General features: G+C 63.3%; 27 protein-coding genes. 8 read left to right on the plus strand and 19 right to left on the minus strand.

The features are described 5' to 3' along the window. Window positions 1–92: 92 nt before the first annotated feature. The 3 genes from clpA to FJ967_RS16415 form a co-directional block, all read right to left on the minus strand. Window positions 93–2,558 (minus strand): ATP-dependent Clp protease ATP-binding subunit ClpA, encoded by a 2,466-nt coding sequence (clpA, locus tag FJ967_RS16405; protein WP_140732871.1) that lies wholly within the window; start codon window positions 2,556–2,558, stop codon window positions 93–95. A 6-nt stretch (window positions 2,559–2,564) separates the two neighbouring features. Next, window positions 2,565–2,894: an ATP-dependent Clp protease adapter ClpS gene (clpS, locus tag FJ967_RS16410; RefSeq protein ID WP_010909565.1), complete on the minus strand. Its 330-nt coding sequence runs from the start codon at window positions 2,892–2,894 to the stop codon at window positions 2,565–2,567. A 290-nt stretch (window positions 2,895–3,184) separates the two neighbouring features. Next, entirely contained in the window at window positions 3,185–3,514 is a 330-nt protein-coding gene (locus tag FJ967_RS16415; RefSeq protein ID WP_140732872.1) for a phasin family protein, read from the minus strand. A gap of 282 nt (window positions 3,515–3,796) precedes the next feature. Between FJ967_RS16415 and FJ967_RS16420 the strand changes: the two genes are divergently transcribed. Beyond that, entirely contained in the window at window positions 3,797–5,218 is a 1,422-nt protein-coding gene (locus tag FJ967_RS16420) for a D-alanyl-D-alanine carboxypeptidase family protein (RefSeq protein WP_140732873.1), read from the plus strand. A 47-nt stretch (window positions 5,219–5,265) separates the two neighbouring features. On the opposite strand, the gene FJ967_RS16425 is transcribed toward FJ967_RS16420, so the two are convergent. The 3 genes from FJ967_RS16425 to FJ967_RS16435 all read right to left on the minus strand — a co-directional run bounded on the left by FJ967_RS16425 (window position 5,266) and on the right by FJ967_RS16435 (window position 8,170). Next, window positions 5,266–5,967, minus strand: a complete 702-nt coding sequence (locus FJ967_RS16425; RefSeq protein WP_140732874.1) for a DnaJ domain-containing protein — start codon at window positions 5,965–5,967, stop codon at window positions 5,266–5,268. 275 nt (window positions 5,968–6,242) lie between these two features. Then, window positions 6,243–6,680 carry a DUF1489 family protein gene (locus FJ967_RS16430; RefSeq protein ID WP_140732875.1) on the minus strand — a complete coding sequence of 146 codons (438 nt, stop codon included), beginning with the start codon at window positions 6,678–6,680 and terminating at the stop codon, window positions 6,243–6,245. Between the two features lie 86 nt (window positions 6,681–6,766). Further along, entirely contained in the window at window positions 6,767–8,170 is a 1,404-nt protein-coding gene (locus FJ967_RS16435; RefSeq protein WP_140732876.1) for an L-serine ammonia-lyase, read from the minus strand. A 200-nt stretch (window positions 8,171–8,370) separates the two neighbouring features. On the opposite strand from FJ967_RS16435, the gene FJ967_RS16440 reads away from it, so the two are divergent. Together FJ967_RS16440 and FJ967_RS16445 are read left to right on the plus strand one after the other, a co-directional pair. Beyond that, window positions 8,371–9,036, plus strand: coding sequence for an isochorismatase family cysteine hydrolase (locus FJ967_RS16440; RefSeq protein ID WP_246675288.1), 666 nt, complete (start codon window positions 8,371–8,373; stop codon window positions 9,034–9,036). Window positions 9,037–9,053: 17 nt separating this feature from the next. Further along, window positions 9,054–9,797, plus strand: a complete 744-nt coding sequence (locus FJ967_RS16445) for a DUF599 domain-containing protein (protein ID WP_140732877.1) — start codon at window positions 9,054–9,056, stop codon at window positions 9,795–9,797. Here the strand turns inward: FJ967_RS16445 and FJ967_RS16450 are convergent. The 7 genes from FJ967_RS16450 to FJ967_RS16480 all read right to left on the minus strand — a co-directional run bounded on the left by FJ967_RS16450 (window position 9,746) and on the right by FJ967_RS16480 (window position 15,043). Next, window positions 9,746–10,543 (minus strand): YdcF family protein, encoded by a 798-nt coding sequence (locus tag FJ967_RS16450; protein WP_140732878.1) that lies wholly within the window; start codon window positions 10,541–10,543, stop codon window positions 9,746–9,748. The two genes, FJ967_RS16445 and FJ967_RS16450, sit on opposite strands and share 52 nt — an antisense overlap. A 107-nt stretch (window positions 10,544–10,650) precedes the next feature. Next, on the minus strand, window positions 10,651–12,216 hold the full coding sequence (locus tag FJ967_RS16455) for an amidase family protein (protein ID WP_140732879.1): 1,566 nt from the start codon (window positions 12,214–12,216) through the stop codon (window positions 10,651–10,653). After that, window positions 12,216–12,671, minus strand: coding sequence for a GNAT family N-acetyltransferase (locus FJ967_RS16460; protein ID WP_140732880.1), 456 nt, complete (start codon window positions 12,669–12,671; stop codon window positions 12,216–12,218). Before FJ967_RS16460 ends, FJ967_RS16455 begins: the two co-directional genes overlap by 1 nt. Window positions 12,672–12,678: 7 nt before the next feature. Next, window positions 12,679–12,966 carry an Asp-tRNA(Asn)/Glu-tRNA(Gln) amidotransferase subunit GatC gene (gene gatC, locus FJ967_RS16465; protein WP_140732881.1) on the minus strand — a complete coding sequence of 96 codons (288 nt, stop codon included), beginning with the start codon at window positions 12,964–12,966 and terminating at the stop codon, window positions 12,679–12,681. Window positions 12,967–13,040: 74 nt separating this feature from the next. Beyond that, on the minus strand, window positions 13,041–13,898 hold the full coding sequence (locus FJ967_RS16470) for a radical SAM protein (protein WP_246675289.1): 858 nt from the start codon (window positions 13,896–13,898) through the stop codon (window positions 13,041–13,043). After that, entirely contained in the window at window positions 13,895–14,311 is a 417-nt protein-coding gene (locus tag FJ967_RS16475) for a hypothetical protein (RefSeq protein ID WP_140732882.1), read from the minus strand. Before FJ967_RS16475 ends, FJ967_RS16470 begins: the two co-directional genes overlap by 4 nt. A gap of 24 nt (window positions 14,312–14,335) precedes the next feature. Then, window positions 14,336–15,043: a metal-dependent hydrolase gene (locus tag FJ967_RS16480; RefSeq protein ID WP_140732883.1), complete on the minus strand. Its 708-nt coding sequence runs from the start codon at window positions 15,041–15,043 to the stop codon at window positions 14,336–14,338. A gap of 125 nt (window positions 15,044–15,168) precedes the next feature. Between FJ967_RS16480 and ruvX the strand changes: the two genes are divergently transcribed. Then, window positions 15,169–15,675: a Holliday junction resolvase RuvX gene (gene ruvX, locus FJ967_RS16485; RefSeq protein WP_140732884.1), complete on the plus strand. Its 507-nt coding sequence runs from the start codon at window positions 15,169–15,171 to the stop codon at window positions 15,673–15,675. Here ruvX and FJ967_RS16490 read toward each other — a convergent pair. From FJ967_RS16490 to FJ967_RS16500, 3 genes are all read right to left on the minus strand, one after another. Then, window positions 15,593–15,934, minus strand: a complete 342-nt coding sequence (locus FJ967_RS16490) for a DUF6105 family protein (RefSeq protein ID WP_140732885.1) — start codon at window positions 15,932–15,934, stop codon at window positions 15,593–15,595. The genes ruvX and FJ967_RS16490 overlap by 83 nt on opposite strands. Continuing rightward, window positions 15,934–16,482 carry a hypothetical protein gene (locus tag FJ967_RS16495; protein ID WP_140732886.1) on the minus strand — a complete coding sequence of 183 codons (549 nt, stop codon included), beginning with the start codon at window positions 16,480–16,482 and terminating at the stop codon, window positions 15,934–15,936. The genes FJ967_RS16490 and FJ967_RS16495 overlap by 1 nt, the downstream gene beginning before the upstream one ends. A 138-nt stretch (window positions 16,483–16,620) precedes the next feature. Then, a complete protein-coding gene (locus FJ967_RS16500) occupies window positions 16,621–18,249 on the minus strand; it encodes a DNA alkylation response protein (protein WP_140732887.1) in 1,629 nt (542 codons plus the stop codon). Between the two features lie 210 nt (window positions 18,250–18,459). On the opposite strand from FJ967_RS16500, the gene FJ967_RS16505 reads away from it, so the two are divergent. The 4 genes from FJ967_RS16505 to dprA are packed head-to-tail and all read left to right on the plus strand — an operon-like array spanning window position 18,460 to window position 22,506. Next, window positions 18,460–19,425 (plus strand): aspartate carbamoyltransferase catalytic subunit, encoded by a 966-nt coding sequence (locus tag FJ967_RS16505; protein ID WP_140732888.1) that lies wholly within the window; start codon window positions 18,460–18,462, stop codon window positions 19,423–19,425. After that, entirely contained in the window at window positions 19,422–20,708 is a 1,287-nt protein-coding gene (locus tag FJ967_RS16510) for a dihydroorotase (RefSeq protein WP_140732889.1), read from the plus strand. The genes FJ967_RS16505 and FJ967_RS16510 overlap by 4 nt, the downstream gene beginning before the upstream one ends. Window positions 20,709–20,767: 59 nt before the next feature. Next, a complete protein-coding gene (gene plsY, locus FJ967_RS16515; RefSeq protein WP_140732890.1) occupies window positions 20,768–21,355 on the plus strand; it encodes a glycerol-3-phosphate 1-O-acyltransferase PlsY in 588 nt (195 codons plus the stop codon). Beyond that, complete coding sequence (dprA, locus tag FJ967_RS16520; RefSeq protein WP_140732891.1) at window positions 21,352–22,506, plus strand: DNA-processing protein DprA; 1,155 nt, start codon at window positions 21,352–21,354, stop codon at window positions 22,504–22,506. The genes plsY and dprA overlap by 4 nt, the downstream gene beginning before the upstream one ends. 7 nt (window positions 22,507–22,513) lie before the next feature. On the opposite strand, the gene FJ967_RS16525 is transcribed toward dprA, so the two are convergent. The 3 genes from FJ967_RS16525 to FJ967_RS16535 are packed head-to-tail and all read right to left on the minus strand — an operon-like array spanning window position 22,514 to window position 25,300. Further along, window positions 22,514–22,726, minus strand: coding sequence for a hypothetical protein (locus FJ967_RS16525; RefSeq protein WP_140732892.1), 213 nt, complete (start codon window positions 22,724–22,726; stop codon window positions 22,514–22,516). A gap of 16 nt (window positions 22,727–22,742) precedes the next feature. Next, window positions 22,743–23,525: a trehalose-phosphatase gene (gene otsB / locus FJ967_RS16530; protein ID WP_140733063.1), complete on the minus strand. Its 783-nt coding sequence runs from the start codon at window positions 23,523–23,525 to the stop codon at window positions 22,743–22,745. After that, complete coding sequence (locus FJ967_RS16535) at window positions 23,525–25,300, minus strand: trehalose-6-phosphate synthase (RefSeq protein ID WP_140732893.1); 1,776 nt, start codon at window positions 25,298–25,300, stop codon at window positions 23,525–23,527. The genes otsB and FJ967_RS16535 overlap by 1 nt, the downstream gene beginning before the upstream one ends. Window positions 25,301–25,339 lie beyond the last annotated feature (39 nt).

Consider the following 25,339-nt stretch of genomic DNA (forward strand, 5'->3'; position numbering starts at 1 on the left):
TACAGGAACCAGCCCTTAAATCTACCAGCTCAATGAACCGTCCAACTTTCGGGGGTCAGTTCATCGAGCGGGCTTTTCTGGTTCTGACGGAGCTAGTTCTTTCTCGGCAGTTGCGGCACCAGGCTGCGCTTGCCGCCGTCCTTGCCCTTGGGCTCCGGCTTCTGCGCCACGGCCTTCTTTGCCGCGGGCTTCTTCGCCACGGCCTTGGGCTTAGGCGCGTCTTCCGGCTCTTCCTTCTTCGGCTGCACCGGCGCCTCGTCGGCGAGCGATTCGAGCTTCAGGCCGGTCTCGCCGGTTTCCTTCTTCTCGACGGTGACGCGCACCGTGCCGCCCTTCTTGAGCTTGCCGAACAGCACCTCGTCGGCCAGCGGCTTCTTGATGTGCTCCTGGATGACGCGGCCGAGCGGCCGTGCGCCCATGCGCTCGTCATAGCCCTTGTCAGCAAGCCAGGCGATCGCGTCCGGCGACAGGTCGAAGGTAACGCCACGCTCGGAAAGCTGGGCTTCCAGCTGCATGACGAACTTCTGCACCACCTGATGGATCACCGGCACCGGCAGCGAGCCGAACGGGATGATCGCGTCGAGACGGTTGCGGAACTCCGGCGTGAACAGACGGTTGATCGCCTCGACATCGTCGCCTTCGCGCTTGGTCGAACCGAAACCGATCGCCGCGCGCTGCGCATCGGATGCGCCCGCATTGGTGGTCATGATCAGGATGACATTGCGGAAATCGATCTGCTTGCCGTTGTGGTCGGTCAGCTTGCCGTGGTCCATCACCTGCAACAGGATGTTGAACAGGTCCGGATGCGCCTTCTCGACTTCGTCCAGCAACAGCACGCAATGCGGATGCTGATCGACGCCATCGGTCAAAAGGCCGCCCTGGTCGAAACCGACATAGCCGGGAGGCGCGCCGATCAGCCGCGATACGGTGTGGCGCTCCATGTATTCCGACATGTCGAAGCGGATCAGTTCGACGCCGAGCGAGGCCGCCAACTGCTTGGCCACTTCGGTCTTGCCGACGCCGGTCGGACCCGAGAACAGGTAGGAGCCGATCGGCTTTTCCGGTTCGCGCAGGCCGGCGCGTGCCAGCTTGATCGCAGAGGTCAGCGCGGTGATGGCCGTATCCTGGCCATAGACGACGCGCTTCAGCTCGACATCCAGACCCTGCAGCACCTTCTCGTCATCGGCCGAAACCGTCTTCGGCGGGATGCGGGCCATGGTGGCGATCGTGGCTTCGATCTCCTTGATGCCGATCGTCTTCTTCCGCTTGGCTTCCGGCACCAGCATCTGCGAGGCGCCGGTTTCGTCGATCACGTCGATCGCCTTGTCCGGCAGCTTGCGGTCGTTGATGTAGCGGGCCGACAGCTCCACCGAGGCCTTGATCGCCTCGTTGGTGAACTTCACCTTGTGGAATTCCTCATAATAGGGCTTGAGGCCCTTCATGATTTCGATGGCGTCCTCGATGGTCGGCTCGTTGACGTCGATCTTCTGGAAGCGCCGCACCAGCGCGCGGTCCTTCTCGAAGAACTGGCGGAACTCCTTGTAGGTGGTCGAGCCGATGCAGCGGATCGCGCCCGACGACAGAGCCGGCTTCAACAGGTTCGACGCGTCCATCGCACCGCCCGACGTCGCGCCGGCGCCGATCACCGTATGGATCTCGTCGATGAACAGCACGGCGCCCGGATAGTCCTCGAGTTCCTTGACGACCTGCTTCAGCCGTTCCTCGAAGTCGCCGCGATAGCGCGTGCCGGCCAGAAGCGTGCCCATGTCGAGCGCGAAGATGGTGGCATTCTGCAGCACTTCCGGCACGTCGCCCTCGACGATGCGCTTGGCCAGCCCCTCGGCGATCGCCGTCTTGCCGACGCCGGGATCACCGACATAGAGCGGATTGTTCTTGGAGCGGCGGCACAGCACCTGGATGGTGCGGTTGATTTCCGACTCACGGCCGATCAGCGGATCGATCTTGCCGGCCTTGGCCTTGTTGTTGAGGTTGACGCAGTAAGCCGTCAGCGCATCCTGCTGCTGCTTCTTCTTGCCGCCTTCCTCTTGCGGCTCGGCGCCGTTCTGGCCGTTCTGCTCGTCGTCGGCGCCGCGCGGGGTGCGGCTCTCCGACGCGCCGGGACGCTTGGCGATGCCGTGCGAGATGTAGTTGACCGCGTCGTAGCGGGTCATCTGCTGTTCCTGCAGGAAATAGGCGGCATGGCTCTCGCGCTCGGCGAAGATGGCGACGAGCACGTTGGCCCCCGACACTTCCTCGCGGCCGGACGACTGCACATGGATCACCGCGCGCTGGATGACGCGCTGGAAGCCGGCGGTCGGCTTGGAATCCTCGTCATAGCCGGTGACCAGATTGTCGAGCTCGGTGTCGATATAGGTCAGAACAGTGTGCTTCAGCTCGTCGAGATCGACATTGCAGGCGCGCATGACGGCGGCCGCCTCGGTGTCGTCGATGAGGGCGAGCAGCAGGTGTTCAAGGGTTGCGTATTCATGGTGCCGCTCATTGGCGAGCGTCAGCGCTTGGTGAAGCGCCTTTTCCAGGCCTTGGGAGAAAGCCGGCATGTTACCTCACTTCTTCTCCATCACGCATTGCAGCGGATGCTGATTCTGTCGGGCGAAATCCATGACCTGGGACACTTTGGTCTCGGCCACCTCGAATGTATAGACCCCGCACTCGCCCACTCCATGATTGTGAACATGAAGCATGATGCGTGTGGCGGCTTCGCGGTCCTTCTGGAAAAAACGCTCCAGCACGTGAACCACGAACTCCATCGGAGTGTAGTCGTCGTTGAGGATGAGGACCCTGTAGAGGCTGGGCTTCTTGGTCTTGGTTTTGGTGCGCGTGATGACGGCCGTCCCGCGGCCGGCTTCATTGCCGTCGCCGCCGCCGTTCTGCATCCGCACCACGCATCTCGTGGCAGTCAAACCTGAAGTCACGTAATCCTGCCTCTTCGAATCCTCATGCGAGTTCGACATGTAGGTGTTCGATGGACGATTTTAAGCCCTTCTGGTTAGCTGACAATATGGCTAGGTGACCAACTTCGCTGATTTTCTTGGCGGATTTTCGCAATCGTGAAGCGCTATGCGGAAGCGGATCTGAAATCGGCATAAAAAAACCCGGTCGCGTTTCCGCGACCGGGTTTTGTTCCGCGCCCAACGGGCCGGATCTGAAAATTGTCAGGCGAAAATCACTTCGCCTTGGCAACGATCGATTCGAACGGCTTGTAGGCCTCCTTGGCGAGCTCGGCATAGAGGTCGCTGATCTTGGTGGCCTCGGCGACGAACGCCTCGTAGGACTGCTTAGCATAGTCGGACTGAATCTCGATCGCCTTGTCCAGCGACTTGGCCGAGAACAGCTTCTCGAACGCGGCGCTGCCGGCTTCGAGGCTCTTCTTGGTGTACTCGCCGGCCTCGGTGGCGATCGCCTGCGCGCCCTTGGACAAAGAGGCGAAGCTCTTCAATCCGGTGTCGGCGAACTCCTTGCCGTATTTCGAGAAGTCCTCATAGGTCTGGGTCATTTCGTACTCTCCCTGGACGTTGAAGCGCCCGGTTGGAGCGCCCTTGTGCAATGCACGAAATATATTGTGCGCCGCACAAAAGTCAAGAATTCCCTGGCCTGCGGCGCCGCCGCCACCGGCAATGTCTAAAATTCGAATAAAGGAAGGCTCAAACCGCCAGAAAATGGTGAACGCGGTGGTTACCATAAACGGATTGGTAACGCTGCCCCGCTAGCTTGGCCAGACGTGAGGCAGGATCCCTTTGCCGCCTCCAACGCAACGAGAAATCCAAAGGAACTACCAGTGCGTCAGGCGTTGTCGGGCATCGTTTCCAAATCTGCGTCCCCTCTCAAAACGATCATGATCATCGCCATGGCGATGACGTTCGTCGTTGCGGACGCCGCCTCGTCGCTCGCGGCGAAATCGGCAGCCATCGTGGTCGACGCCAAGACCGGCAAGGTGCTGTATTCGGCTAACGCCGATGGCCGGCGTTATCCCGCATCGCTGACCAAGATGATGACGCTCTATCTGACCTTCGAAGCGATGGCGAAGGGCAAGATCAGCAGAAATTCGCCAGTCGTGTTTTCGGCCCACGCATCCGCCGAGGCGCCGACCAAGCTCGGTGTGAAGCCAGGCGGGTCGGTGACGGTCGAGACCGCGATCCTGTCGATCGTCACCAAGTCGGCCAACGATTCGGCGACGGCGCTCGGTGAAATGATCGGCGGCAACGAAACCAACTTCGCCCGCATGATGACGGCCAAGGCGCGGCAGCTCGGCATGAACGGCACCGTCTTCCGCAACGCCAACGGCCTGCCGGATCCGGGACAGTTCACCACCGCGCGCGACATGGCCACGCTCGGCATCGCGCTGCGGGAGCATTATCCGCAGTACTACGGTTATTTCTCGCAGCGGTCCTTTCTCTATGGTCGCCAGCGCATCAACGGCCACAACCGCCTGCTCGGGCGCATCAAGGGCGTCGACGGCATCAAGACCGGCTATACCCGCGCTTCCGGCTTCAATCTCGTTTCGTCCGTGAACGATGGCAATCGCCGCCTCGTCGCCGTCGTCATGGGCGGCACGTCGGGCGGCAGCCGCGACAACCAGATGGCTGGCCTGATCAATACCTACATGCCGAGGGCCTCGACCCGCGGCGGCGGCGACCTGGTCGCCAAGGCCGACAGCAATCCCATCAAGGCACTTGCGAAGGTTCTCCTGCCCAAGCATGACGCGCCGACCCCCGACGAAAAGCCGGTCACCGTGGCCGAGGACGATACGGCCGTTGCCGACGACGCGACCGTTGCCCAGGGCGACAGCGACGACGAGGACACGGCTGAGGCCGAAACGCCGAAACTGGTTGTCCCGGCAAAGAAAGTGAAGACGGTCATCGTCGCCGCCCCCAAGGTCGCCACCGCGCAGGTCGTGGCCGCCTATGCCGAGCCAACCCCGGCCGTCGATCCGGTCAACACGGCGTCGGTTCCCTCGGGCTGGGCGATCCAGGTCGCCTCCTCGCCCAAGCAGTCCGAGGCCCAGGCGTTCCTCGACAAGACCGTCAAGCAGGCTCCGAAGGTACTGGCCGACGCCTCCGGCTTCACCGTCGCCTTCGACAAGGACGGCGTCACCTACTACCGCGCGCGCTTCGGCGGGTTCGGTTCGAAGACCGCGGCCTGGAAGGCCTGCACCGCTTTGAAGAAGAAGAGCATCGAGTGCTACGCCGTCCAGCAATAGGGACAGCGTGGATCAAATCTCCCGGAAAAATACTGCGTCGAAGGAGACTAGTTGTGATTGGAGAGCAAGACGTCCTTGGCTTCGTTAATCCGCGCCGCCAGGAAAGACGTGCCGCCGATATCGGGGTGCAGGCGCTGCATCAGGCGGCGGTGCGCCTTGCGGACATCCGCCGCGGCGGCCCCCGCTTCAAGACCAAGGACCTTGTAGGCCTCCTCCTTAGTCATGGTGCCCGGACCTGGCGTAACACCCAGCCCTTCGCCACCGTTCGTCTCAGCGTGTTTGCGCCAGACGGGAAATCTGCCGTCAAGATACGTCTCTAGCAATTGCCGGCTCTCCGGATCACCGGAGAGCTCGCGGTAGAGATGCTGCAATTCGGCAAGCGTCATCGAGCCGAGCATCTTGCCATCGTGGCGGCCAGCCAGAACCAGCCCTTCGAGGCCGCCCGTATTGTGATCGAGTTCCATCTCGAGTGCTGCTGTCCGCACGGTTGAGCGTTTTCCCGGAGCCGGCCCGGTGTTCGGCCGGCTGGGACGCGTGGCGGCGTACCAGGCGATTGCCGCGAACAGCATGATGCCGCCGATGCCTTGACGCCCGACCAGAAGCACGGCGCCGCCCGCCAGCGCCAGCAGGACCGGCCCCAATTTTCTCGTCCCGCCCGCCAGTTGCGCCGGATCCGCGCGAACAAAGGCCGTGGCTACCCCCAGGAGCACCAGCAGCAACGCGACCACAGCGATAATTGCGCCTAACATATCCTATCACCCCGCAGATACCCTGCCCGCCCGGACAGCCGCGTGATGCCCTTCAACACCTGTTCTGCGCCGGAATGATGGCCTTCGCCGCGACAGAAGGGACAGGCACGCAAGCCGGTTCGGCCAGCGTCACCGCTTCCGTCACTTGGGCAGCTCTTCATCGCGCATGATTTCAAGATGTGGCGTTGTCGTGCCGCTTGCAAGTCCAGTGCGAAGCAAGATGCAGGGCCAGAAAGAGCCTGGCACCGAAATCGGCAGCGCGTCGGCGCGAAAGCCTAGAGCAACCCCAGATCGGCAAGCTCGCGCCTGAGTTTGGGCGGCATCTCGACCAGCCCGGCCTTGCCCTTGCCGAGATCGAGCGGCGCGTCGGCCGGCTTCAGATAACGCCAGCCCTGGAAGGCACGGCGTGGTTGCCAGTCGGTGCGCACCACCTCCGGATCGAGCATCAGATGGCAGCGGCCGATGCCATCATCATCGGTGAACGGCCGAATTTCCGTGATCAACTGGCGGCATTGCACGCTGCCCTTGATCACCCAGTAGAGCGAGCCGCCATCCGTGACCTCGTCGCCACGTGTCGGCACCATGCGCGTGGTGTGCCAGTGTTCGGCCGGTTCGCCGGCACGGCGCCGCTCATCGAGGCGGAACTCGATCCATTCTTCGAGATCCTCGACGCTGTCGCAGCCGACGCAAAGCTTTAGGAGGTTGAGAGCCATGCACTAAGGTTTAGTCCGGAGTGCCGGCACGTCAACGGCCTGAACGAGTTCTCCACAGTGCCAGAGAGGCGCCGGAGGCTCACCCATCAACACTCCACGACATTGACCGCCAGGCCGCCGAGGCTGGTTTCCTTGTACTTCTCGTTCATGTCGAGGCCGGTCTGGCGCATGGTCTCGATCGCCGCGTCGAGTGGCACGAAATGGACGCCGTCGCCCTTGATGGCCAATGACGCGGCCGTCACCGCCTTGACCGCACCCAGCGCGTTGCGCTCGATGCAAGGCACCTGCACCAGCCCGCCGACCGGGTCGCAGGTCATGCCGAGATGATGTTCGAGCGCGATCTCGGCGGCATTCTCGACCTGTTCGGGCGTGCCGCCCATGACGGCGCACAGGCCTGCCGCGGCCATCGCCGAGGCCGAACCTACCTCGCCCTGGCAGCCGACCTCGGCGCCGGAAATGGACGCATTGGACTTGATGATGCCGCCGACGGCCGCCGCCGTCAGCAGGAAGTCGCGAATACTAGGCTGGTCGGCCTCGGGATGGAAATGCAGCCAATAGCGCAGCACCGCCGGCAGCGTGCCGGCCGCGCCATTGGTCGGCGCGGTGACCACGCGCCCACCCGCCGCATTCTCCTCGTTGACGGCCATGGCGTAAATCGACAGCCAGTCATTGGCGAGCAGCGGATTGGGGCGGTTCTGCTGCCACTGTTCCTGCAACTTGTCGTGCAACTGCCGGGCTCGGCGGCGCACTTTCAAGCCGCCCGGCATGATGCCGTCCTGCGACAGGCCGCGGTCGATGCAGCCTTTCATGGCGCCCCAGATGGCGTCGAGGCCGGCGTCGAGCTCTTCGCGCGACATCTGGGTTTCCTCGTTGGTGCGCTTCATCTCGGCGATGGAAAGGCCGCTCCTGGCCGCCATCTTCAGCATCTCGACCGCGTTCTTGAAGGGATACGGCACTCGTCTGCCCTCGGTCGTGACCGAGCCCTTGGCCTTCATCCGCTGTAGTTCCTCTTCCGAAACGACAAAGCCGCCGCCGATCGAATAATAGATCCGCTTGAGCAGCAGCCGGCCGCCGGCGTCATAGGCATAGAACGCCATGCCGTTGGCGTGACCGCTGAGCGGCGTCTTGCGGTCGAGCACCAGATCTGCGGCCGGGTCGAAATGGTAGGATGGATGACCGGGCGGAGAGATCTGCTTGTCCGCGGCAATGCGAGCAACGATGGCATCGGCCTGGTCGGGGTCGACCGTCTGGGGCGTCTGACCGGCAAGGCCGAGGATGACGGCGCGGTCGCTGCCGTGGCCGATGCCGGTATAGGCGAGCGAGCCATGCAGGCTGGCGCCGATACGGGCGACCTTGGCGCCGGGCGGACGCGGCCAGTCATCGCCCGCTATCTCGTCGAGGAACCGCCGCGCAGCCGTCATCGGGCCCATCGTGTGCGAGCTCGAAGGACCGATGCCGATCTTGAACAGGTCGAAAACCGAAAGGAACACGTTGTCTCCTGGGTCGTGCGTCGAGGACTACATATAGGAATTCCCGCGATGTTTCCGCTCTTTTGATAATCCCGGCGCAACGCCTGCCGACCTTGTTTGCTCCCGCAGCGACATTGGTTGCCCGGCCATCGGGGCACCGCTATTCTGCCGACACGCACAAGGGGGACACCATGCCAGTCTTGAATGCCAGGCCGCAGCCGGTGGCCATCGACGCCGCCCGGACAGCCATGGTCGTCGTCGATATGCAGAACGCCTTTGCCTCGATGGGTGGCATGTTCGATTTGGCGGGGATCGACATTTCAGGCGCGACCCCGGCGATAGAAGCCAACAAGCGACTTCTTGCGGCCGCGCGCAAGAGCGGGGTGACGGTAGTCTATCTGCAGATGTCGTATCGGGCCGACCTCAGCGATGGCGGAGACACCTCCTCCCCGAACCATCACAAGGAACTGGGGCTGGTTATGATGCGCGAGCGTCCCGAACTCCGCGGCAAGCTGCTGATCGACGGCAGCTGGGACTGGCAGATCGTCGACGCGTTGAAACCGGCGCCAGGCGATCATGTCATTCGCAAGTCGCGTTATAGCGGCTTTTGCAATACCGGCCTGGAAGCGTTTTTGCGCGCCCGAAGCATCCGTCATCTCCTGTTCACCGGCGTGGCGACGAACATCTGCGTCGACGCGACCGCGCGGGACGCCTATTCGCGAGAGTTTTGGCCGATCCTCGTCGAGGATGCGATGAACCATTCGGGTCCGGACTTCAACCGCCAGTCGACATTGTGGAATTTCGAGAACGCCTTGGGATGGGTCACCAGCACGGACATGGTCGTGGACGCGTTGCGGATCGAGGTCGCCGAAACCTTGCCAACATAGCCGGATAGAAACAAAGCATGGGCGATTCCTCCTATCTGTCGGCGGCCGATATCGCGGCGCTGGGCTTTTTCCTGCTGGCATGGGTGCTGCACACCCTCGCCTCCGACGGCAGGCTGATCAGCCGCATCTCGTTGACGACCGCGATGAATGCGCAGCGTGAAGCCTGGATGCGCACCATGGCCGAGCGCGAGATCCGCATCGTCGACACCGCCATCATGAGCGGCCTGCAGCAGGGAACCGCCTTTTTCGCCTCCAGTTCACTCATTGCGCTGGGCGGCTGCTTCGCCCTGCTCGGCGCGTCCGACCGTGTCATCGAAGTGCTGAGCGACCTGCCGCTCGGCGGTGTGCCGTCACGCTCGGCCTTTCAGATCAAGGTGCTGGGGCTGGTGCTGATCCTCGCCTTTTCCTTCTTCAAGTTCGGCTGGGCCTATCGGCTGTTCAACTATTGCACGATCCTGATCGGGGCGGTTCCGATCCCGCATGGCGAAGCCTCGCGCAATCCGGTCTCCGAGACGGCGGTCTGGCGCGCGACGCAGATGAACATGCTGGCCGGCAAGCATTTCAACTCGGGCCTGCGCGGCGTGTTCTTCTCCATCGGCTATCTCGGCTGGTTCGTCGACCCGGTGGTGTTCGTGCTGTCGACGCTCCTGCTGCTGGCCGTGCTGGTGCGGCGCCAGTTCTTCTCGGCGGCGCGGCGCGCCGTCATCGGTCAGCCGCCCGGCGCCGGAAACGGCCGATCGATCCGGCCGGAAAGCCAATAGGCGAAAAGCCCGATCCACTCACGGATCGCCATCGTCGTGTTCTGCATCGAATCAGCGGCGTTGTCGCGAAACAGGCCGACACCCTCCTTGCCCGAGGTGCGATAGTCGACCGGCCATGCGACGGTTGGAAACCCGGCCTTGTCGAACAGCGCCTTGGCGCGCGGCATGTGGAAGGCCGATGTCACCAGGAGCCAGGTCTCACCCGGCTTCGGCTTGACGAGTTCGTGGCTGAAGACGGCATTCTCGTAGGTGTTTCGGGACTTGTCCTCGAGGACGAGACGATCGGCCGAAACGCCCAGCGCGCCGAGCAGGCGGGGCGCTGTATCGGCGTCGCCCTCGCCGTCGAGGAAAAGCGAGCCATTGCCGCCCGACACGACGACCTTGGCCAGTGGGAAGCGCCGGGCCAGGATTGCGGTCTCGACCATGCGATCGCCGCTGCTGTTCAATTCATAGCCGCCGCGCGCCAAATTGATGGCGCCCTCGAAGCCGCCACCGAGCACGACGATACCGTCGACCTTTTCGGGCAATGCCGGCTTGGGAAAGCGTTCCTCCAGCGGAGTGAGCATCATCGCGCCGAGCGAGGTCCAGGCCGATAGCGCAAGGATGAGGAAAGCCAGAGTGCTGCCCGTGACGGCAAGTCGCCGCCGGCCGACCATACCCGCGATCAGCCCCGCCAGAAGCAGGAAGATCGTCAGGTTGAGCGGTTGGATGAAGAACCAGAAGATCTTGGAAAGATAGTAGAACATCGCTTCCTCACTACAGCGCCGCCAGGACGCTGCAATGCCTTGGTTTTGCGCATGGCCCCGAAAATCGCGAGCGATTTTCGGGGCCATGCGTCAGACGGGCGACATCCTTACCACCACTTTTCCGGCTGAAATGTGCCGGCCGCCTGTTCGATCACGGCGGCGGTCTGGAAAAGCGTTTCTTCCTCGAACGGCCTGCCGATCAGCTGCAGTCCAAGCGGCAATCCCTTGGGGTCGAGACCGGCGGGCACGGCGATGCCCGGCAGCCCGGCCATGTTCACGGTGACCGTGAAAATGTCGTTGAGGTACATCTTGACCGGATCGGCGGCCATGTCCTCGTCAGCGATGCCGAAGGCGGCCGACGGTGTCGCCGGTGTCAGGATGACGTCGACGCCGGCGGCGAAGACATTTTCGAAGTCGCGTTTGATCAGATTGCGCACCTTCTGCGCCTGCAGATAATAGGCGTCGTAATAGCCGGCGGACAGCACATAGGTGCCGATCATGATCCGGCGCTTGACCTCGCGGCCGAAGCCGGCGGCACGGGTCTTCTCGTACATCTCGACAATGTCCTTGCCCGGAACGCGCAGGCCGTAACGGACGCCGTCATAGCGCGCGAGGTTGGACGAAGCTTCCGCCGGCGCCACGATGTAATAGGCCGGCAGCGCGTATTTGGTGTGCGGCAGCGAGATGTCGACGATTTCGGCGCCCGCGTCCTTCAGCCAGGCTATGCCCTTCTGCCACAGCGCCTCGATTTCTTCCGGCATGCCCTCGACGCGGTATTCCTTGGGAATGCCGACCTTCATGCCCTTGATCGGCTTGCCGATCGCCGCCTCGTAATCCGGCACCGGCCGGTCGACCGAGGTGGTGTCTTTCGGATCGACCGATGCCATGGATTTGAGCAGGATCGCGGCGTCGCGCACGTCGCGTGCGATCGGCCCGGCCTGGTCGAGCGACGAGGCGAAGGCGACGATGCCCCAGCGCGAGCAGCGCCCATAGGTCGGCTTGATGCCGACCGTGCCGGTGAAGGCGGCCGGCTGGCGGATCGAGCCGCCGGTGTCGGTCGCCGTCGCGCCGGCGCACAGGAAGGCGGAGACGGCGGTCGCCGAGCCGCCGGAAGAACCGCCGGGCACCAGTTGCGCATTGTCCAGGCTACGCTGCGTCTTGGTGCCGCCGGCCGAGACGAAACCGCCGTCGCCCTGATGCGTCGTCGGCATCACCACCGTGTCGAGGCGCGAACGCCGCCAGGGGTTGATGACCGGGCCGTAATAGGATGTTTCGTTGGACGAACCCATGGCGAATTCGTCCATGTTGAGCTTGCCAAGCATGACGGCGCCGTCGGCCCACAGATTGGATGTGACGGTCGATTCATAGCGCGGCTTGAAGCCGTCGAGCACGTGGCTGCAGGCCTGGGTATGGACACCTTCGGTGCCGAACAGGTCCTTGATGCCAAGCGGAATGCCTTCCAGCGCACCGCCCTCGCCCTTGACCAGCCTGGCGTCCGATATCTTGGCCATGTCGCGCGCCTTGTCGCCGGTGACCGCGACATAGGCATTGAGCGCGGGATTGGCGCGATCGATCGCCGAGAGATAGGCCTCGGTGATCTCGGTGGCGGTGATTTCCTTGCCGTGCAGCTTGGCGCGGGCCTGCGAAATCGTCAGTCGGGTCAGGTCGCTCATCAAAGGCTCTTTTCGTAAAACACCGACCACTCGGAATCGGGATAATCCAGCACCGGGCCGCAGCGCGAGAACCCGGCGCGTTCATAGACGGTCCAGGCCGCGGGATGGCGGTCGCCGGTTTCCAGCACCAGCCGCTTCAACCCTTCATCGCGCGCCAGCGCCTCGACCCGCTCGACGATCCCGGCACCGATCTTGCGGCCCCGATGCGTGGGCCGCGTATACATGCGCTTGACTTCGCCGATCCCGGCACCGTGGCGCTTCAGCGCCCCACAGCCGATGGCGATGCCATTGTCACGGGCGATGAAAACGGTGGTGTCCTGGCCCGCCATCTGCTCGACCGTGAGGTGATAGCAATGCTCCGGCGGCGTCAGTTCCAGCAAGGTCGCGTTGAGTTCCTCGACCAGGCCGCGCACATCGTCCTGCAGCGGCGTCTCGATGGCGATCTCGATTGCCATTGGCGTGCTACTCCACGACCTTCGGCACGAGGAAGAAGTTCTCGTCGGTCGCCGGCGCATTGGCGACGATGTCGGCCGCCTTGTTGCCGTCGGTGACGACGTCAATGCGCTTCTTCATCTCCATCGGCGTCACCGACGTCATCGGCTCGACGCCGGAAACATCGACTTCGTTCAACTGCTCGACGAAGCCCAGAATGGCATTCAATTCGCCGGTCATGCGCTCGGCATCGTCCTCGCTCACCGCTATGCGGGCGAGATGCGCGACGCGCTTTACTGTCTTGACATCAACGGACATGTATTTGCCTCGGGGAAAACCAGTTCGGGCTATAGCGGCGCCGCGCGCGCCGCGCAACATGCATCGTGCGCAGCCTAGGCGGAGGCGCCGACCCGGTCCTTGGGACGGCGCAAGGGATTGGGCAATTCGAAAAAGCGCTGCGTTGCCGGGCACATGCCGCAGGCATCCTCGTCCTCCAGCGCCGCGAATGCCCTCAGCTCGGCATCGGAGCACCCCGGCTCGAGCGGCTGGTAGGCAAGATAAGGGTCCCATTTCTCGGACAGCCGGTATTTTGCCTTCTGCATCGGCAGGTAAGCCAGCGGCGCGCATTTCCAGATCTGACCGTCATGAAGTTGCTTGCAATGGCGAGCCGGGCATATTTTCCAACTGGCACGGGGATCGCCATCCTCGAACGGCACCATGGCGCTGCCGAACCCTTCGTAGCGACGGGTCCAGTTCTTGTCCGACGGACGAAGTTCGATCAGGACCTTGTGGGCCTGCCGCCATTCATCCAGCAAGACGAACACCGGCTTCAATCTTTCCCGGTACTCCTCGGAATCGTGATGGACCGAGACGATCAATCGCGCGTCGGGATCGGCGGCAAGAACAGAAGGCAGGGTCGGATGGCGGTGCAGGAAGAAGCCGTTGCTGACGATCTCCAGGCTGGCGCGCGGCCAGTGACGCCGCACCAGCCCGACAAAGCCAGGCAGTTGCGGGTGAATGCTGGGCTCGCCTCCCAGCAACGTGAACCGCTTGACTGACACGCGATGGCTCCACAGCCCCATCCAGCGGTCCGCCTCTTCGAGCGAGACCGTGCCGGCATGGCCATGGTTGGAATAGTGCGAGCAGCTTTCGCACGACAGATTGCAGCCATGCGCCACATGCAGTTCCAGCCGCCTGAGAGCGGGCCGGTCACCGCGAAGAAGCGACTTGACGCGGTTCAGCATCGTCATGGCAGGGCCATGCCCTCGCACAGATAGTAGCTGCCGCTGTTGCCGCTCGCCTCGCTTTCATCGTCGATCGGCCGAACCGATACGAGATCGATCTGCGTCGGGTTCATCTGCGTCACTGATAGGACATCGGGAAAGACATAGCCCGGCTCCTGGCAGATGGCCGTCACCGCCCAACTCGGCGAGCGTGTCGCCTTGCTGACCTGCACGAACTCGCAATTATACTCCACGCCTTGCAGGCCGTCCTTCGAAAGGACGATGTTGCCGGCATCGATCAACGTCTGCAGCGTATCCTTTTTGGCCTGCGCGCAGAGTTCCTCCGACTGGAGGTAAACGCCTTCAATGAAGTCATCCGCGGCGATAGCGGGCGACGCCGCGACAAACATCGAAACACAAAGAGATCGCCCCAACGCCATGGATTTGTTCCGCTTTATCTGTTTCTAGATGGTAATCGTTCGACCGATATCAGGCAATGCGACCTTGACGCCGGATCCCTCCATGCCGGCTTCGAACTTCTCGGGCGTCGCATCGATCATCGGAAACGTGCCGAAGTGGCAAGGAACGACGGTGTCGAATTTGAAGAAGCGGCGGCAGGCAAGGGCCGCCACGGCGCCGCCCATGGTGAAACGATCGCCGATCGGCACGATGCCGATCTTCGGCTCGTGCAATTCATTGATCAGGGCCATGTCGGAGAAGATGTCGGTATCGCCCATATGATAGAGCGTCCTGTCCTCCGGGAAATGCAGGACCAATCCGCCCGGATTGCCGAGATAGACATTCCTGCCGCCCTCTTCGCCAAACGAGGAGGAGTGCTGCGCCTGGACGAAGGTGGTGGTGAAGCCGCCGCAATCGACGGTACCGCCGATGTTGCCGGGGTTGATCTTGTCGCCGCTGACACCCTTGCCAACCAGATACATGCAGATCTCGAAATTGGCGACCAGTTGGGCGCCGCTCTTGCCGAGCACTTCCAGCGCGCCGCTGATGTGGTCGCTATGCCCATGCGTCAAGAGAACATGCGTGATCCCTTCGGCCGGCCCTTCCCAGCCATCCGTCCAGGATGGGTTGCCAATCAGATAGGGGTCGATGAGGATCTTCGCGGCACCGGTTTCGATGCGGAAGGCCGAATGGCCGTACCAGGTCAGTTTCATGAATGCATTTCCTCGATTTTTGCCTTGCCGCAGGATAGAACGCCGACAGCCCAGAGATCAAAGGTTACAGTGTTCGCCACGCATCCGGAAGAACGCTCGCCGCTGAAAAAGGCAAGGGAAAACCGTTGGCTATCATCACGATTGAGCAATTGCCCGAACGTCTCGCCGAAGGCAGGACGCTGGCGGGGCTCGATCTCGGCGACAAGACGATCGGCGTCGCCGTTTCCGACCGCGGTTTTTCCTTTGCTCACCCCCGGCCGGTCATTCTTAGAAAGAAATTCTCGCTCGACGCCGCCGCCCTCTTGGCGATGCTGGCGAAGGAGAACGTCGGTGCGGTGGCAATCGGGCTGCCGATCAACATGGACGGGTCCGAAGGCCCGCGCGCACAGAAATCGCGGGCTTTCGTACGCAATATGGCGCCGTTGAGCGACCTGCCCTTCGTGTTCTGGGATGAGCGGCTGTCGACGGTCGCCGCCGAACGGACACTGATCGAAATGGACTTCTCGCGCGCCAAACGCGCCGGCAAGATCGATTCGGCGGCGGCCGCCTTTATTCTGCAGGGAGTTTTGGATCGGCTTCAGTCGCTCGATGCAGCCGCTCGAACGGAATCGGGCCCGTCCACCGCTGCCTGACCCAGCCCGCAATCTCGCGACGCCGGCGAAACGCCCATATCGCCACGAGCAGCAAGCCGTCGAACACGCATGCCTTCGCCACCATGCCCGGAATGGTTGCCGGGTCGATACCGAGCATCTGTCCATAGAGCTGGAAGACAAAATCGTGCAGTTGCCGGCTGAGCATCACATAGCCGAAATTCATGTCGTTGAGCGACAGGTAGAACCAGCCCCAGAACAAGGCCATCGGGGCGGCCCACAATGCGAAGATGTAGCGCATCAGCGGCCTCCCTTGCCGCTTGGGCCGGGCCGGCCCGATATCAGGGAGAGCAATGAACTGTGCGCCGCGGCCTTGGCCATGCTGTGTGCCGTGGCGCGGAAGTCGCTCTCGTCCGATGCGGCCACTGAGCGCCGTTCGGCGAGCATCGCGACATAGGAGGCCAGCAGTGCGGCCAATTGCACCGCCACCACCATGAACAGGCCATTGATACCCTGCGCCGCGCCGCCGATCAGGATCATCGACAAGACACCGGAGGCGCTGATGAAGGCGATGCGAACCACGCTGTCGGCGCCGGGATTGGACCCGTCGTTCATCAGCGTGTCGACAAAAGCCCAGAAAAACAACACCGCCACCACCAGCAATGCGGTCGCCAACGGAGCGACCACGGCAATGCTATCGAGGTTGGCGACGCGCGCGCTCTCAACGGTCACGCCCAGCACACCAAGTGCCGCCGCCACGCCGCGATTTCCGTCGATGCAGATCAGCGCGAGAAGAGCGAAGACGATCGCCCAGTGCACGGACAAAAACGAGGTCAATACGTGTCGCATCGTGATTCCTGCTTCGACAGGAATGACAGTGGGCTTTGCGGTTCGTCGCCGCAATGGAAACCATTTGTTAAGGTTAACGGCGCTGATCGAGCCGGTGAATATCCCGGCAACGCTGCTTGAAATGAATGGCAATGCCCGTCAGTTCACCGGCGGATAAAGCGTATCGATGATCATGCGCGCGTCGTGACGGGCATCGAGCATACCATAGGTATTGCGCCATTGGCCCGCGAGCCGCGTTTCGACGAAGGCATCGGCGATCCGCCCTGCCCCCAGCCTGCGCAACTCGGCGGCCGCGGCCGACAGAGCCAGTTGCTCGGTGAGCAGCCGCGCAGAGCCCTCGTCCGTCGAAGCCACCTGCATGGCCGCCTTCAGAACGCCGATCGTGCCGCGTCCGCCGGCGCCAAGATCACGGTCAATGCCGGCCAGCACCTCTTCGAAGAGGCCCGGCGCGCGGCCAAGCACGCGCAGCACATCGAGCGCCATGACGTTGCCGGATCCCTCCCAGATCGCGTTGACGGGCGCTTCGCGGTAATAACGCGCAAGCGGCGCTTCCTCGACATAGCCATTGCCGCCGAGGCACTCCATCGCCTCGTAAAGCAGCGGCGGCGCGATCTTGCACACCCAGTACTTCACCACCGGCGTCATGGCGCGGGCGAAGGCCGCCTCGCCGCGGTCGCTGGCCGCTTCGTCGAAGGAACGGGCCAACCGGAACGACAGCGCGGTTGCCGCGGCGACATCGAGCGCCATGTCAGCCAGCACGCGCTGCATCAAAGGTTGCTCGATCAGGTTGGTCCCGAACACCTGGCGGTGGCGGGCATGATGGATCGCTTCGGCGAGCCCCGCCCGCATGATCGCCGAGGACGCCACCGCGCAGTCGAGTCGGGTCAAGGTCACCATGTCCATGATCGTCTTCACGCCGGCGCCGGGCTCGCCGACCATCTCGCCGATGGCATTGACGAACTCGACCTCGGAAGAGGCGTTGGAACGGTTGCCCAGCTTGTCCTTCAGCCGCTGGAAGCGGAAGCCATTGCCCGACCCGTCGCCAAGCACGCGCGGCACCAGGAAACAGGACAATCCCTCCGGCGCTTGCGCCAGAACCAGGAACGCGTCGGACATCGGCGCCGACATGAACCATTTGTGCCCCGTCAGCCGATAGAACCCGCTGCCGGCGCGCTCCGCCTTTGTGACATTGGCCCGCACATCGGTGCCGCCTTGCTTCTCGGTCATGCCCATGCCGAGCGTCAGTCCGGTCTTTTCGACCGGCGGCTTCTGGCTCTGGTCGTATTTGCGGGTAGTCACCCGCGGCGCCCATTCGCGGAACAGCTTTGGGCTGGCCATCAGTGCCGCCAGCGAGGCGCTGGTCATGGTGATGGGACAAAGGTGCCCGGTCTCGAGCTCGGCGGTCAAATAGAAGCGCGCGGCCCGCACCTGGTGGCGGCGGCCGATTTCGGCTTCGCCATTTTCCCAGACCGAAGAGTGCAGCCCATTGGCCACCGAACGGCGCATCAGGGCGTGGTAGGCAGGATGGAATTCGACCAGATCGATACGCCGTCCCTGGCGATCATGCGTCCTGAGCTTCGGCGTCTCGACATTTGAAAGGCGCGCCAGTTCCTGCGCTTCCTGGGTGAGCACGAAACGGCCAAGACCGTCGAGATCCTTGCGCACCGGATCCGAAAAGCGCTCGGCAAGCTGGATCAGCAACGGATCGCCTCGCCAGGCGTTGCCGCCCGTCAGCGGCGGCGGCTGGTTCGTTACGTCGTCGGTCACGCCCAATCCTTCTGTCGGTAGAAAGGCCTTATCGTCCGAAAGCCACGAATCCGAGGCCGTCGGCTAGATATAGCCAAGCGTTGCCGCGCGCGCGATCAAAATACCGGCCGATTTGATCGACTGTCTCCACGAAAAAAATGAGGAGAACGGCCCCAATCCAAAGCAGGCGCTTGCGGGCGCAAAATCCGCACCCTATAGCAGCCCCTTGAGATGACCGACGCTTCGTCCCTGCCACTCTACCCTCACCGCCATCTTCTGGGCATCAGCGACCTTTCGCCTGCCGACATCGAGCTGTTGCTCGACCGGGCGGACCGGGCGGTCGCGATCTCGCGGCAGTCCGAGAAAAAAACCTCGACGCTGCGCGGACGCACGCAGATCAACCTCTTCTACGAAGCCTCGACCCGCACGCAATCCTCGTTCGAGCTGGCCGGAAAGCGGCTCGGCGCCGATGTCATGAACATGTCGGTGGCGAGTTCATCGGTAAAGAAGGGCGAGACGCTCATCGATACGGCCATGACGCTCAACGCCATGCGGCCCGATATCTTGATTATCCGGCATCAGTCGGCGGGAGCGGCAGCCCTGCTGGCGCAGAAGGTCGGCTGCTCGGTCGTCAATGCCGGCGACGGCGCGCACGAACATCCCACACAGGCGCTGCTCGACGCGCTCACCATCCGCCGTGCCAAGGGTCCGCTGTCGAAGCTGATCGTGGCGATCTGCGGCGATATCCTGCATTCGCGCGTGGCGCGCTCCAACATCATGCTGCTCAATGCGCTCGGCGCACAAATACGGGTCGTCGCGCCCTCGACGCTTTTGCCTTCGGGCATCGACAGGATGGGCGTGATCGTCTGCCGCACGATGGCGGAAGGCCTGAAGGACGCGGATGTGGTGATGATGCTGCGCCTGCAGCGCGAGCGCATGGAAGGCGCCTTCGTGCCGTCGGTTCGCGAATATTTCCGCTATTTCGGCCTCGATGCCGAGAAGCTGAAGGCGGCCAAGGACGATGCGCTGGTGATGCATCCCGGCCCGATGAACCGGGGCGTCGAGATCGCCTCCGAAATCGCCGACGGGCCGCAAAGCGTCATCCAGGAACAGGTGGAAATGGGCGTCGCCGTGCGCATGGCGGTGATGGAAGCGCTGCTGGATCCGCGTCGTAATCAAGAGGGTCGCGGCGCATGAGCATCACGGTCTTCGAACGCGCCCGCATCGTCGACCCTTCGCGCGGCATCGACGAAGTCGGCTCCGTCATCGTCGATGGCAAGAAAATCGTTGCCGCCGGCAAGGCGGCGCTGAACCAGGGCGTCCCCGACGGGGCCACGGCAATCGACTGCGCCGGCAAGGCGGTCGTGCCAGGTCTGATCGATGGCCGCGTCTTTATCGGCGAGCCGGGCGGCGAGCATCGCGAGACCATCGCTTCGGCCAGCATCGCCGCGGCGGCCGGCGGGGTGACGTCGATCGTCATGATGCCCGACACCGATCCGGTGATCGACAATGTGGCGCTTGTCGAGTTCGTGCTGCGCACCGCCAAGGACACGGCTGTCGTCAACATTTTTCCGGCCGCCGCCATCACCAAGGGCCTCCACGGGCGCGAGATGACGGAGTTCGGTCTGCTGCGCGAGGCAGGTGCGGTCGCCTTCACCGATGGCCGGCACACCATAGCCAGCGCCCTGGTGATGCGTCGCGCCCTGACCTATGCGCGCGATTTCGGCGCCACCATCGTCCATGAGACGCAGGATGCCGACCTTGGATCGTCGGGCGTGATGAATGAAGGCCTGTACGCCAGTTGGCTTGGCCTTTCCGGTATTCCGCGCGAAGCCGAATCCATTCCGCTCGAGCGTGACCTCGCGCTGGCGCGGCTGACGCGCGGCTCCTATCACGCGGCGAAAATCTCGACCGCCATGGCGACAAGCGCCGTGGCGCGCGCGAAGGCCGACGGCGCGGCGGTGACGTCGGGCGTCTCGATCCACAATCTGTCGCTCAACGAAAACGACGTCGGAGAATACCGCACCTTCTTCCGCCTGACGCCGCCGCTGCGCGCCGAGGAAGACCGGCTGGCGATGATCGAAGCCGTGAAGGACGGAACCATCGATGTCATCGTCTCCTCGCACGACCCGCAGGATGTCGATACCAAGCGCCTGCCTTTCGCCGATTCCGCGGCCGGTGCGATCGGTCTCGAAACCTTGCTGGGCGCGGCCTTGCGGCTCTACCATAATGGCGACGTGCCTTTGCCCAGGCTGATCGAAACCCTGTCCACGGCTCCGGCGAGGCTGTTTGGATTGCCTGGCGGCACGCTGAAGCCGGGGGCGGTGGCCGATCTCGCGCTTGTCGATCTCGACGAACCCTGGATCGTCAGCGAAAGCGGCATTCGCTCGCGTTCGAAAAACACCTGCTTCGAAGGCGCGCGGCTGCAGGGCAAGGTCTTGCAAACGCTGGTGGCGGGCCGCAGAGTGTTTTCCGCCTGAGCCGGCATAGGCATAACCATGCGACATAAAGCATGGTCAGGGGAAATGCGGGGGAAACAATGACTTATGGCCTGATCCTGGCGCTGGTGTTCGGCTATCTCCTGGGTTCAATTCCGTTCGGCCTGCTGCTCACCCGCGCGGCTGGCCTTGGCGACGTGCGCAAAATCGGCTCCGGCAATATCGGCGCCACCAATGTGCTGCGTACCGGCAACAAGGGGCTTGCCGCCGCGACACTGCTGCTCGATGCGCTGAAAGGCACGGCAGCCGTGCTGATAGCAGGCCATTTCGCGCCTGAAACTGCGGTCTGGGCCGGCCTCGGCGCCTTTCTTGGCCATTTGTTCCCGGCATGGCTGGGGTTCAAAGGAGGCAAGGGCGTCGCGACCTATCTCGGTGTGCTGATCGGCCTCGCCTGGCAGGTGGCGCTGATCTTCGCCGTCGTCTGGCTGGTGATGGCTTTTGTGTTTCGCTTCTCCTCGCTGGCGGCGCTGACGGCGGCCGTCATTGTCCCGATTGCCCTCTATTTCATGAGCACGCCGCAGATCGCGGTGCTGTTCGTGGTGATGAGCATCATCGTCTTCATCAAGCATAGGGCCAATATTTCGCGGCTGATGGCCGGTACGGAAGGCAAAATCGGAGCCAAGGGGTGAGCGAACACGCCGCCGCGGCGAGCGAACCGGCCGCCGGGCCGCGTCTCAGCGATCGCCAGCGGCTGAGCTGGCTGCGGCTGATCCGCACCCAGAATGTCGGACCTGCCTCCTTCCGTGACTTGATCAACCGCTTCGGCTCGGCCGAGGTCGCGCTGGAAATGCTGCCGGAGCTGATGATTTCCGGCGGCGCCAACCGGATCGTGCGCATCCCGTCCCTTGCCGAAGCAGAGGCCGAGATGGAGGCCGCCCGACGGCTTGGCGCGCGTTTTGTCGGCATTGGCGAGGCGGATTACCCACCGCTGTTGCGCAGCATGGACAATCCGCCGCCGCTGCTGGCGCTCAGGGGCAATGCCGCGGTGTTCCGCTTGCCGGGGGTCGCGATCGTCGGCGCCCGCAACGCATCGCTCGCCGGCATCAAGATGGCGCGCATGCTGGCGACGGAACTTGGCGGTGAAGGTTACGGCATCATTTCCGGCCTGGCACGCGGCATCGACACGGCAGCGCATCGGGGCAGTCTCCTGACCGGCACGGTAGGCGTTCTCGCCGGCGGCCTCGACCTGCCCTATCCGCCCGAAAATGCCGGCCTCTGCGACGAGATTGCCGAACGCGGCGCAGTCATCTCCGAAATGCCATTCGGCTGGCAACCGCGTGCCCAGGATTTCCCGCGCCGCAACCGCCTTGTCGCGGGCGCAGCCCTCGGATTGGTGGTGGTGGAGGCAGCGCAGCGCTCAGGCTCGCTGATCAGCGCCAGGCTTGCCGGCGAGATGGGACGGCTGGTCTTTGCCGTGCCCGGCTCCCCGCTCGATCCGCGCGCCGCCGGCACCAATGGGCTCCTCAAGGACGGCGCCACGCTGGTCACCGAAGCTTCCGACATTTCCAGGGCCATCCTTCCGCTGACCGGCATGCGGGCGCCGGATCTTCCGCCGTTTGAGGATCCTCCTGATTTTTCGGCCACACCGCCGCCAGGCGAGAGCGACCGAGCCAGGGTGATCGAGGCGCTCGGCCCGACGCCGGTGCCGATCGACGAGATCATCCGCCACACCGGACTGCACCCGGCCCAGGTCTTCATGGTGTTGCTGGAACTGGATCTGGCCGGCCGCCTCGAGCGTCACCCCGCCGGCAATGTTTCGCTGGTTTTCGGGGAAGGCTGACCCGCCATCAGTGGCGGCTGGCCATTTTATCCCCGGTCTGCGCATAGTCCTGCGTGTTGGCGCCAAACAGGTTCTTTTCGACAATCTGGCGCCAGATATCGTCTGCGTCCCGCGGGCGTAACGATGCCAAGTCCGGCTCACTCTCATTGGAATCATGGACCGACCGCCGGCACAGCCAACTGGGCATGATCTCCTGGACGAGGCTGGTGAATTGGGTCATCGCCGGCTCCTTCGCTTCATCGGGGGACCAAAGCTGCCGGCCCGGCCCCATTGCGCTCGCTCACCGTACCCAGCCACGCCAAGACTTCGCCAACGCCGGCAAGCGCATGGCGCGCCGTGGTCGGCCCGCGCGGTTTGATGCGGATCGAGACGCCCTCCATCTCATTGACGGCGTCAAAACCGTTTTCATCCGAAGTATCGTCTCCCAGGAAAACCGGTCTGCGGCCTGCGAAAGCCGGTTGCTGCATGAAACGGCGTATGGCCGCACCCTTAACGGCGTCCAGCGGCATCAGTTCGACGCCGGCATTGCCGGCCAGCACCCGATACCCCGTGGGCAACCTGCTCAGCGCCTGTTCGACGAGTTGCGTCGCGCGCTTGAGCAAATGGGGCGCCGCACGCGTATGGATGGCCAGGATCGGACCCTTGCGCTCGATATAGACGTCGGCACTGGCCAGTTCCGCTTCGATTTCCCCGGCAAGCGCGGCGATGTCGGCCGGCTCGTCCGCCGCCTCGACCCGACCATCGCGTGTGAGCCTGTGCTCAAGACCATAGAGCCCGGCAGCGCGCAGCCTGAGAGGCTGGAAGAGATGGTCAACGGCCGCGATCGAGCGTCCCGTGATGAATGCCAGAGCTCCGTCCAATTGAAGGTCCAGCCCCGCCAACAGGGTGCGCAACTCGTCGCCGACGACCACCGCATCGGGATGTGCCGCATGTTCGAGAAGCGTGCCGTCAATGTCCAGGAACAACGCCCAAGGCGCTTGCGGGGTCTGGGGCTCGGGCAAGTTTGACAATGTCGACATCACAGCGCCGCCACCCGTTTGCGGTCGAGCAGCGATATGACATTGCCCGGAGCCGCCGGGGCGGCGCTGACCGCGCGATCGACCGCGTCGCGTTTGCGCAGGCGCGCCGCATCGAACAGCATGCTGCCGGCCCATCGATAGACATTGTTTTCACGCACGACCTCGCGCATGCGCCGCATGCGCTGACGTTGTTCTTCCGCCGACATGGTCAGCGCCTGCAGCAAGGCGTCGCCCATCATCGCCGCGTCGTAGGGATTGACGATCAGCGCCTCGAGCAGCTCTTTCGACGCGCCGGCGAACATGCTGAGCAGCAGCACGCCTTGTTCGTCCTCGCGCGCCGCGACAAACTCCTTTGCAACCAGGTTCATGCCATCGTGAAGGCTGGTGACCATGCAGACGTCGGCGGCCCGATAGATCTCATAGACCTGCGCTTGCGAGTGGTGCTCTGTCACCAGCACGACGGGGGTATAGCCTTCACGCCCGTGGCGGCGGTTGATATCCTCGGCGTGGGAAAGGCACTCCTCGTACAATTGCTGATAGGCAGGCAAGGTGCCGCGACTGGGGGCGGCTACCTGCAGGAACGAAACCTTGCCGATCCATTCCGGATGCAGTTGCAGCAGTTCGTCCAGTGCATTGAGGCGATCGACGATACCCTTGGTGTAGTCGAGGCGTTCGACGCCCACGCACAGCTTGACGTTTTCCGACAGGCCGAATTTCTCGCGAACAAGTCGACGGCATTCGGCAACGGCTGGCAGCTTGCTCAGATGCGGCGGCTCCCATTCGATTGAAATCGGATAAGCGTGGACAAGGCTGATCTGGCCGCCATAGGAGATGGCGGAGTCCTCGCGCTCGATCCTGCTCTCCAGGAAGCGGTCGACGCTGTCGATGAAATTGTTGCAGTGGAACTGGGTGTGGAAGCCGACGATTGAACTGCCCAGCAATCCCTCCAGAATCCTCTCGCGCCATGGGCAGATGCTGAACACCTCGGAATTCGGCCACGGAATATGCCAGAAGGTGATGATGATCGCTTCCGGCAGGCGCTCGCGGATCATCCGCGGCAACAGCGCGAAATGATAGTCCTGGACCAGCACGATCGGCCGCTCGTTGCGGGCCTCGGCGACGACGGTGTCGGCGAATTTCCGATTGACCGCCTCGTAAGCTTCCCAGTCCGAGGCGCGAAAAATCGGCCGGGTAAAGGCTATGTGGCACAGTGGCCAGAGCCCTTCATTGGCAAAGCCGAGATAATAGCCCTGCTGTTCTTCCTCGCTCAGCCAGACGCGGCGCAACGTGTAGGACGGATTTTCCGGAGGCACCTCGACGCGGCCGTTCTCGTCGACCACCAGGTCATCGGCCGAACCGCCGCCATAGGCGATCCATGTGCCCGCGCAGGCACGCGTAATCGGCTCAAGCGCGGAGACCAGCCCGCTGGCCGGCACGACCAGTTGAATATCGTCGCCCTTGCGGTTGTGGATGTAGGGTTCGCGATTCGAAACCACGATCACCTGCGCGTCGGGAAGTTCGTTGGCCAATATGTGACGCAACGTTTCCGGCGACCATTGAACAAGCGCGGCCGTCGCGGACTGCCCGTTCTTTTCAAACTCCGGCAACGGACCGCGAGCGGGTTGCGGTTCGGCACTGGCCGGCATCGCGGTTCTGCCCCGATATGCCCGCGACAGCATTACCGCGAGCGCCATGCATGAGATACCAAGGGCTACGACGAGGATAAACCACAACGCGGCCGAGGGAACGACCAGGTACGAACTGTTGTCGGGCATTTTGGAATTGATTACCTTTCAATGGGATAGCGCGGCAGG

The sequence above is a fragment of the Mesorhizobium sp. B2-3-4 genome (genome assembly GCF_006442315.1).
In the GTDB taxonomy this organism is placed as follows: Bacteria; Pseudomonadota; Alphaproteobacteria; order Rhizobiales; family Rhizobiaceae; genus Mesorhizobium.

Coding starts and splice junctions, on each gene's coding strand:
- clpA (WP_140732871.1), bottom strand. CDS start 2,558: ATGCCGGCTTTCTCCCAAGGCCTGGAAAAGGCGCTTCACCAAGCGCTG.
- clpS (WP_010909565.1), bottom strand. CDS start 2,894: ATGCAGAACGGCGGCGGCGACGGCAATGAAGCCGGCCGCGGGACGGCC.
- FJ967_RS16415 (WP_140732872.1), bottom strand. CDS start 3,514: ATGACCCAGACCTATGAGGACTTCTCGAAATACGGCAAGGAGTTCGCC.
- FJ967_RS16425 (WP_140732874.1), bottom strand. CDS start 5,967: ATGTTAGGCGCAATTATCGCTGTGGTCGCGTTGCTGCTGGTGCTCCTG.
- FJ967_RS16430 (WP_140732875.1), bottom strand. CDS start 6,680: ATGGCTCTCAACCTCCTAAAGCTTTGCGTCGGCTGCGACAGCGTCGAG.
- FJ967_RS16445 (WP_140732877.1), top strand. CDS start 9,054: ATGGGCGATTCCTCCTATCTGTCGGCGGCCGATATCGCGGCGCTGGGC.
- FJ967_RS16450 (WP_140732878.1), bottom strand. CDS start 10,543: ATGTTCTACTATCTTTCCAAGATCTTCTGGTTCTTCATCCAACCGCTC.
- FJ967_RS16455 (WP_140732879.1), bottom strand. CDS start 12,216: ATGAGCGACCTGACCCGACTGACGATTTCGCAGGCCCGCGCCAAGCTG.
- FJ967_RS16460 (WP_140732880.1), bottom strand. CDS start 12,671: ATGGCAATCGAGATCGCCATCGAGACGCCGCTGCAGGACGATGTGCGC.
- gatC (WP_140732881.1), bottom strand. CDS start 12,966: ATGTCCGTTGATGTCAAGACAGTAAAGCGCGTCGCGCATCTCGCCCGC.
- FJ967_RS16470 (WP_246675289.1), bottom strand. CDS start 13,898: ATGACGATGCTGAACCGCGTCAAGTCGCTTCTTCGCGGTGACCGGCCC.
- FJ967_RS16475 (WP_140732882.1), bottom strand. CDS start 14,311: ATGGCGTTGGGGCGATCTCTTTGTGTTTCGATGTTTGTCGCGGCGTCG.
- FJ967_RS16480 (WP_140732883.1), bottom strand. CDS start 15,043: ATGAAACTGACCTGGTACGGCCATTCGGCCTTCCGCATCGAAACCGGT.
- FJ967_RS16490 (WP_140732885.1), bottom strand. CDS start 15,934: ATGCGCTACATCTTCGCATTGTGGGCCGCCCCGATGGCCTTGTTCTGG.
- FJ967_RS16495 (WP_140732886.1), bottom strand. CDS start 16,482: ATGCGACACGTATTGACCTCGTTTTTGTCCGTGCACTGGGCGATCGTC.
- FJ967_RS16505 (WP_140732888.1), top strand. CDS start 18,460: ATGACCGACGCTTCGTCCCTGCCACTCTACCCTCACCGCCATCTTCTG.
- FJ967_RS16510 (WP_140732889.1), top strand. CDS start 19,422: ATGAGCATCACGGTCTTCGAACGCGCCCGCATCGTCGACCCTTCGCGC.
- plsY (WP_140732890.1), top strand. CDS start 20,768: ATGACTTATGGCCTGATCCTGGCGCTGGTGTTCGGCTATCTCCTGGGT.
- FJ967_RS16525 (WP_140732892.1), bottom strand. CDS start 22,726: ATGACCCAATTCACCAGCCTCGTCCAGGAGATCATGCCCAGTTGGCTG.
- otsB (WP_140733063.1), bottom strand. CDS start 23,525: ATGTCGACATTGTCAAACTTGCCCGAGCCCCAGACCCCGCAAGCGCCT.
- FJ967_RS16535 (WP_140732893.1), bottom strand. CDS start 25,300: ATGCCCGACAACAGTTCGTACCTGGTCGTTCCCTCGGCCGCGTTGTGG.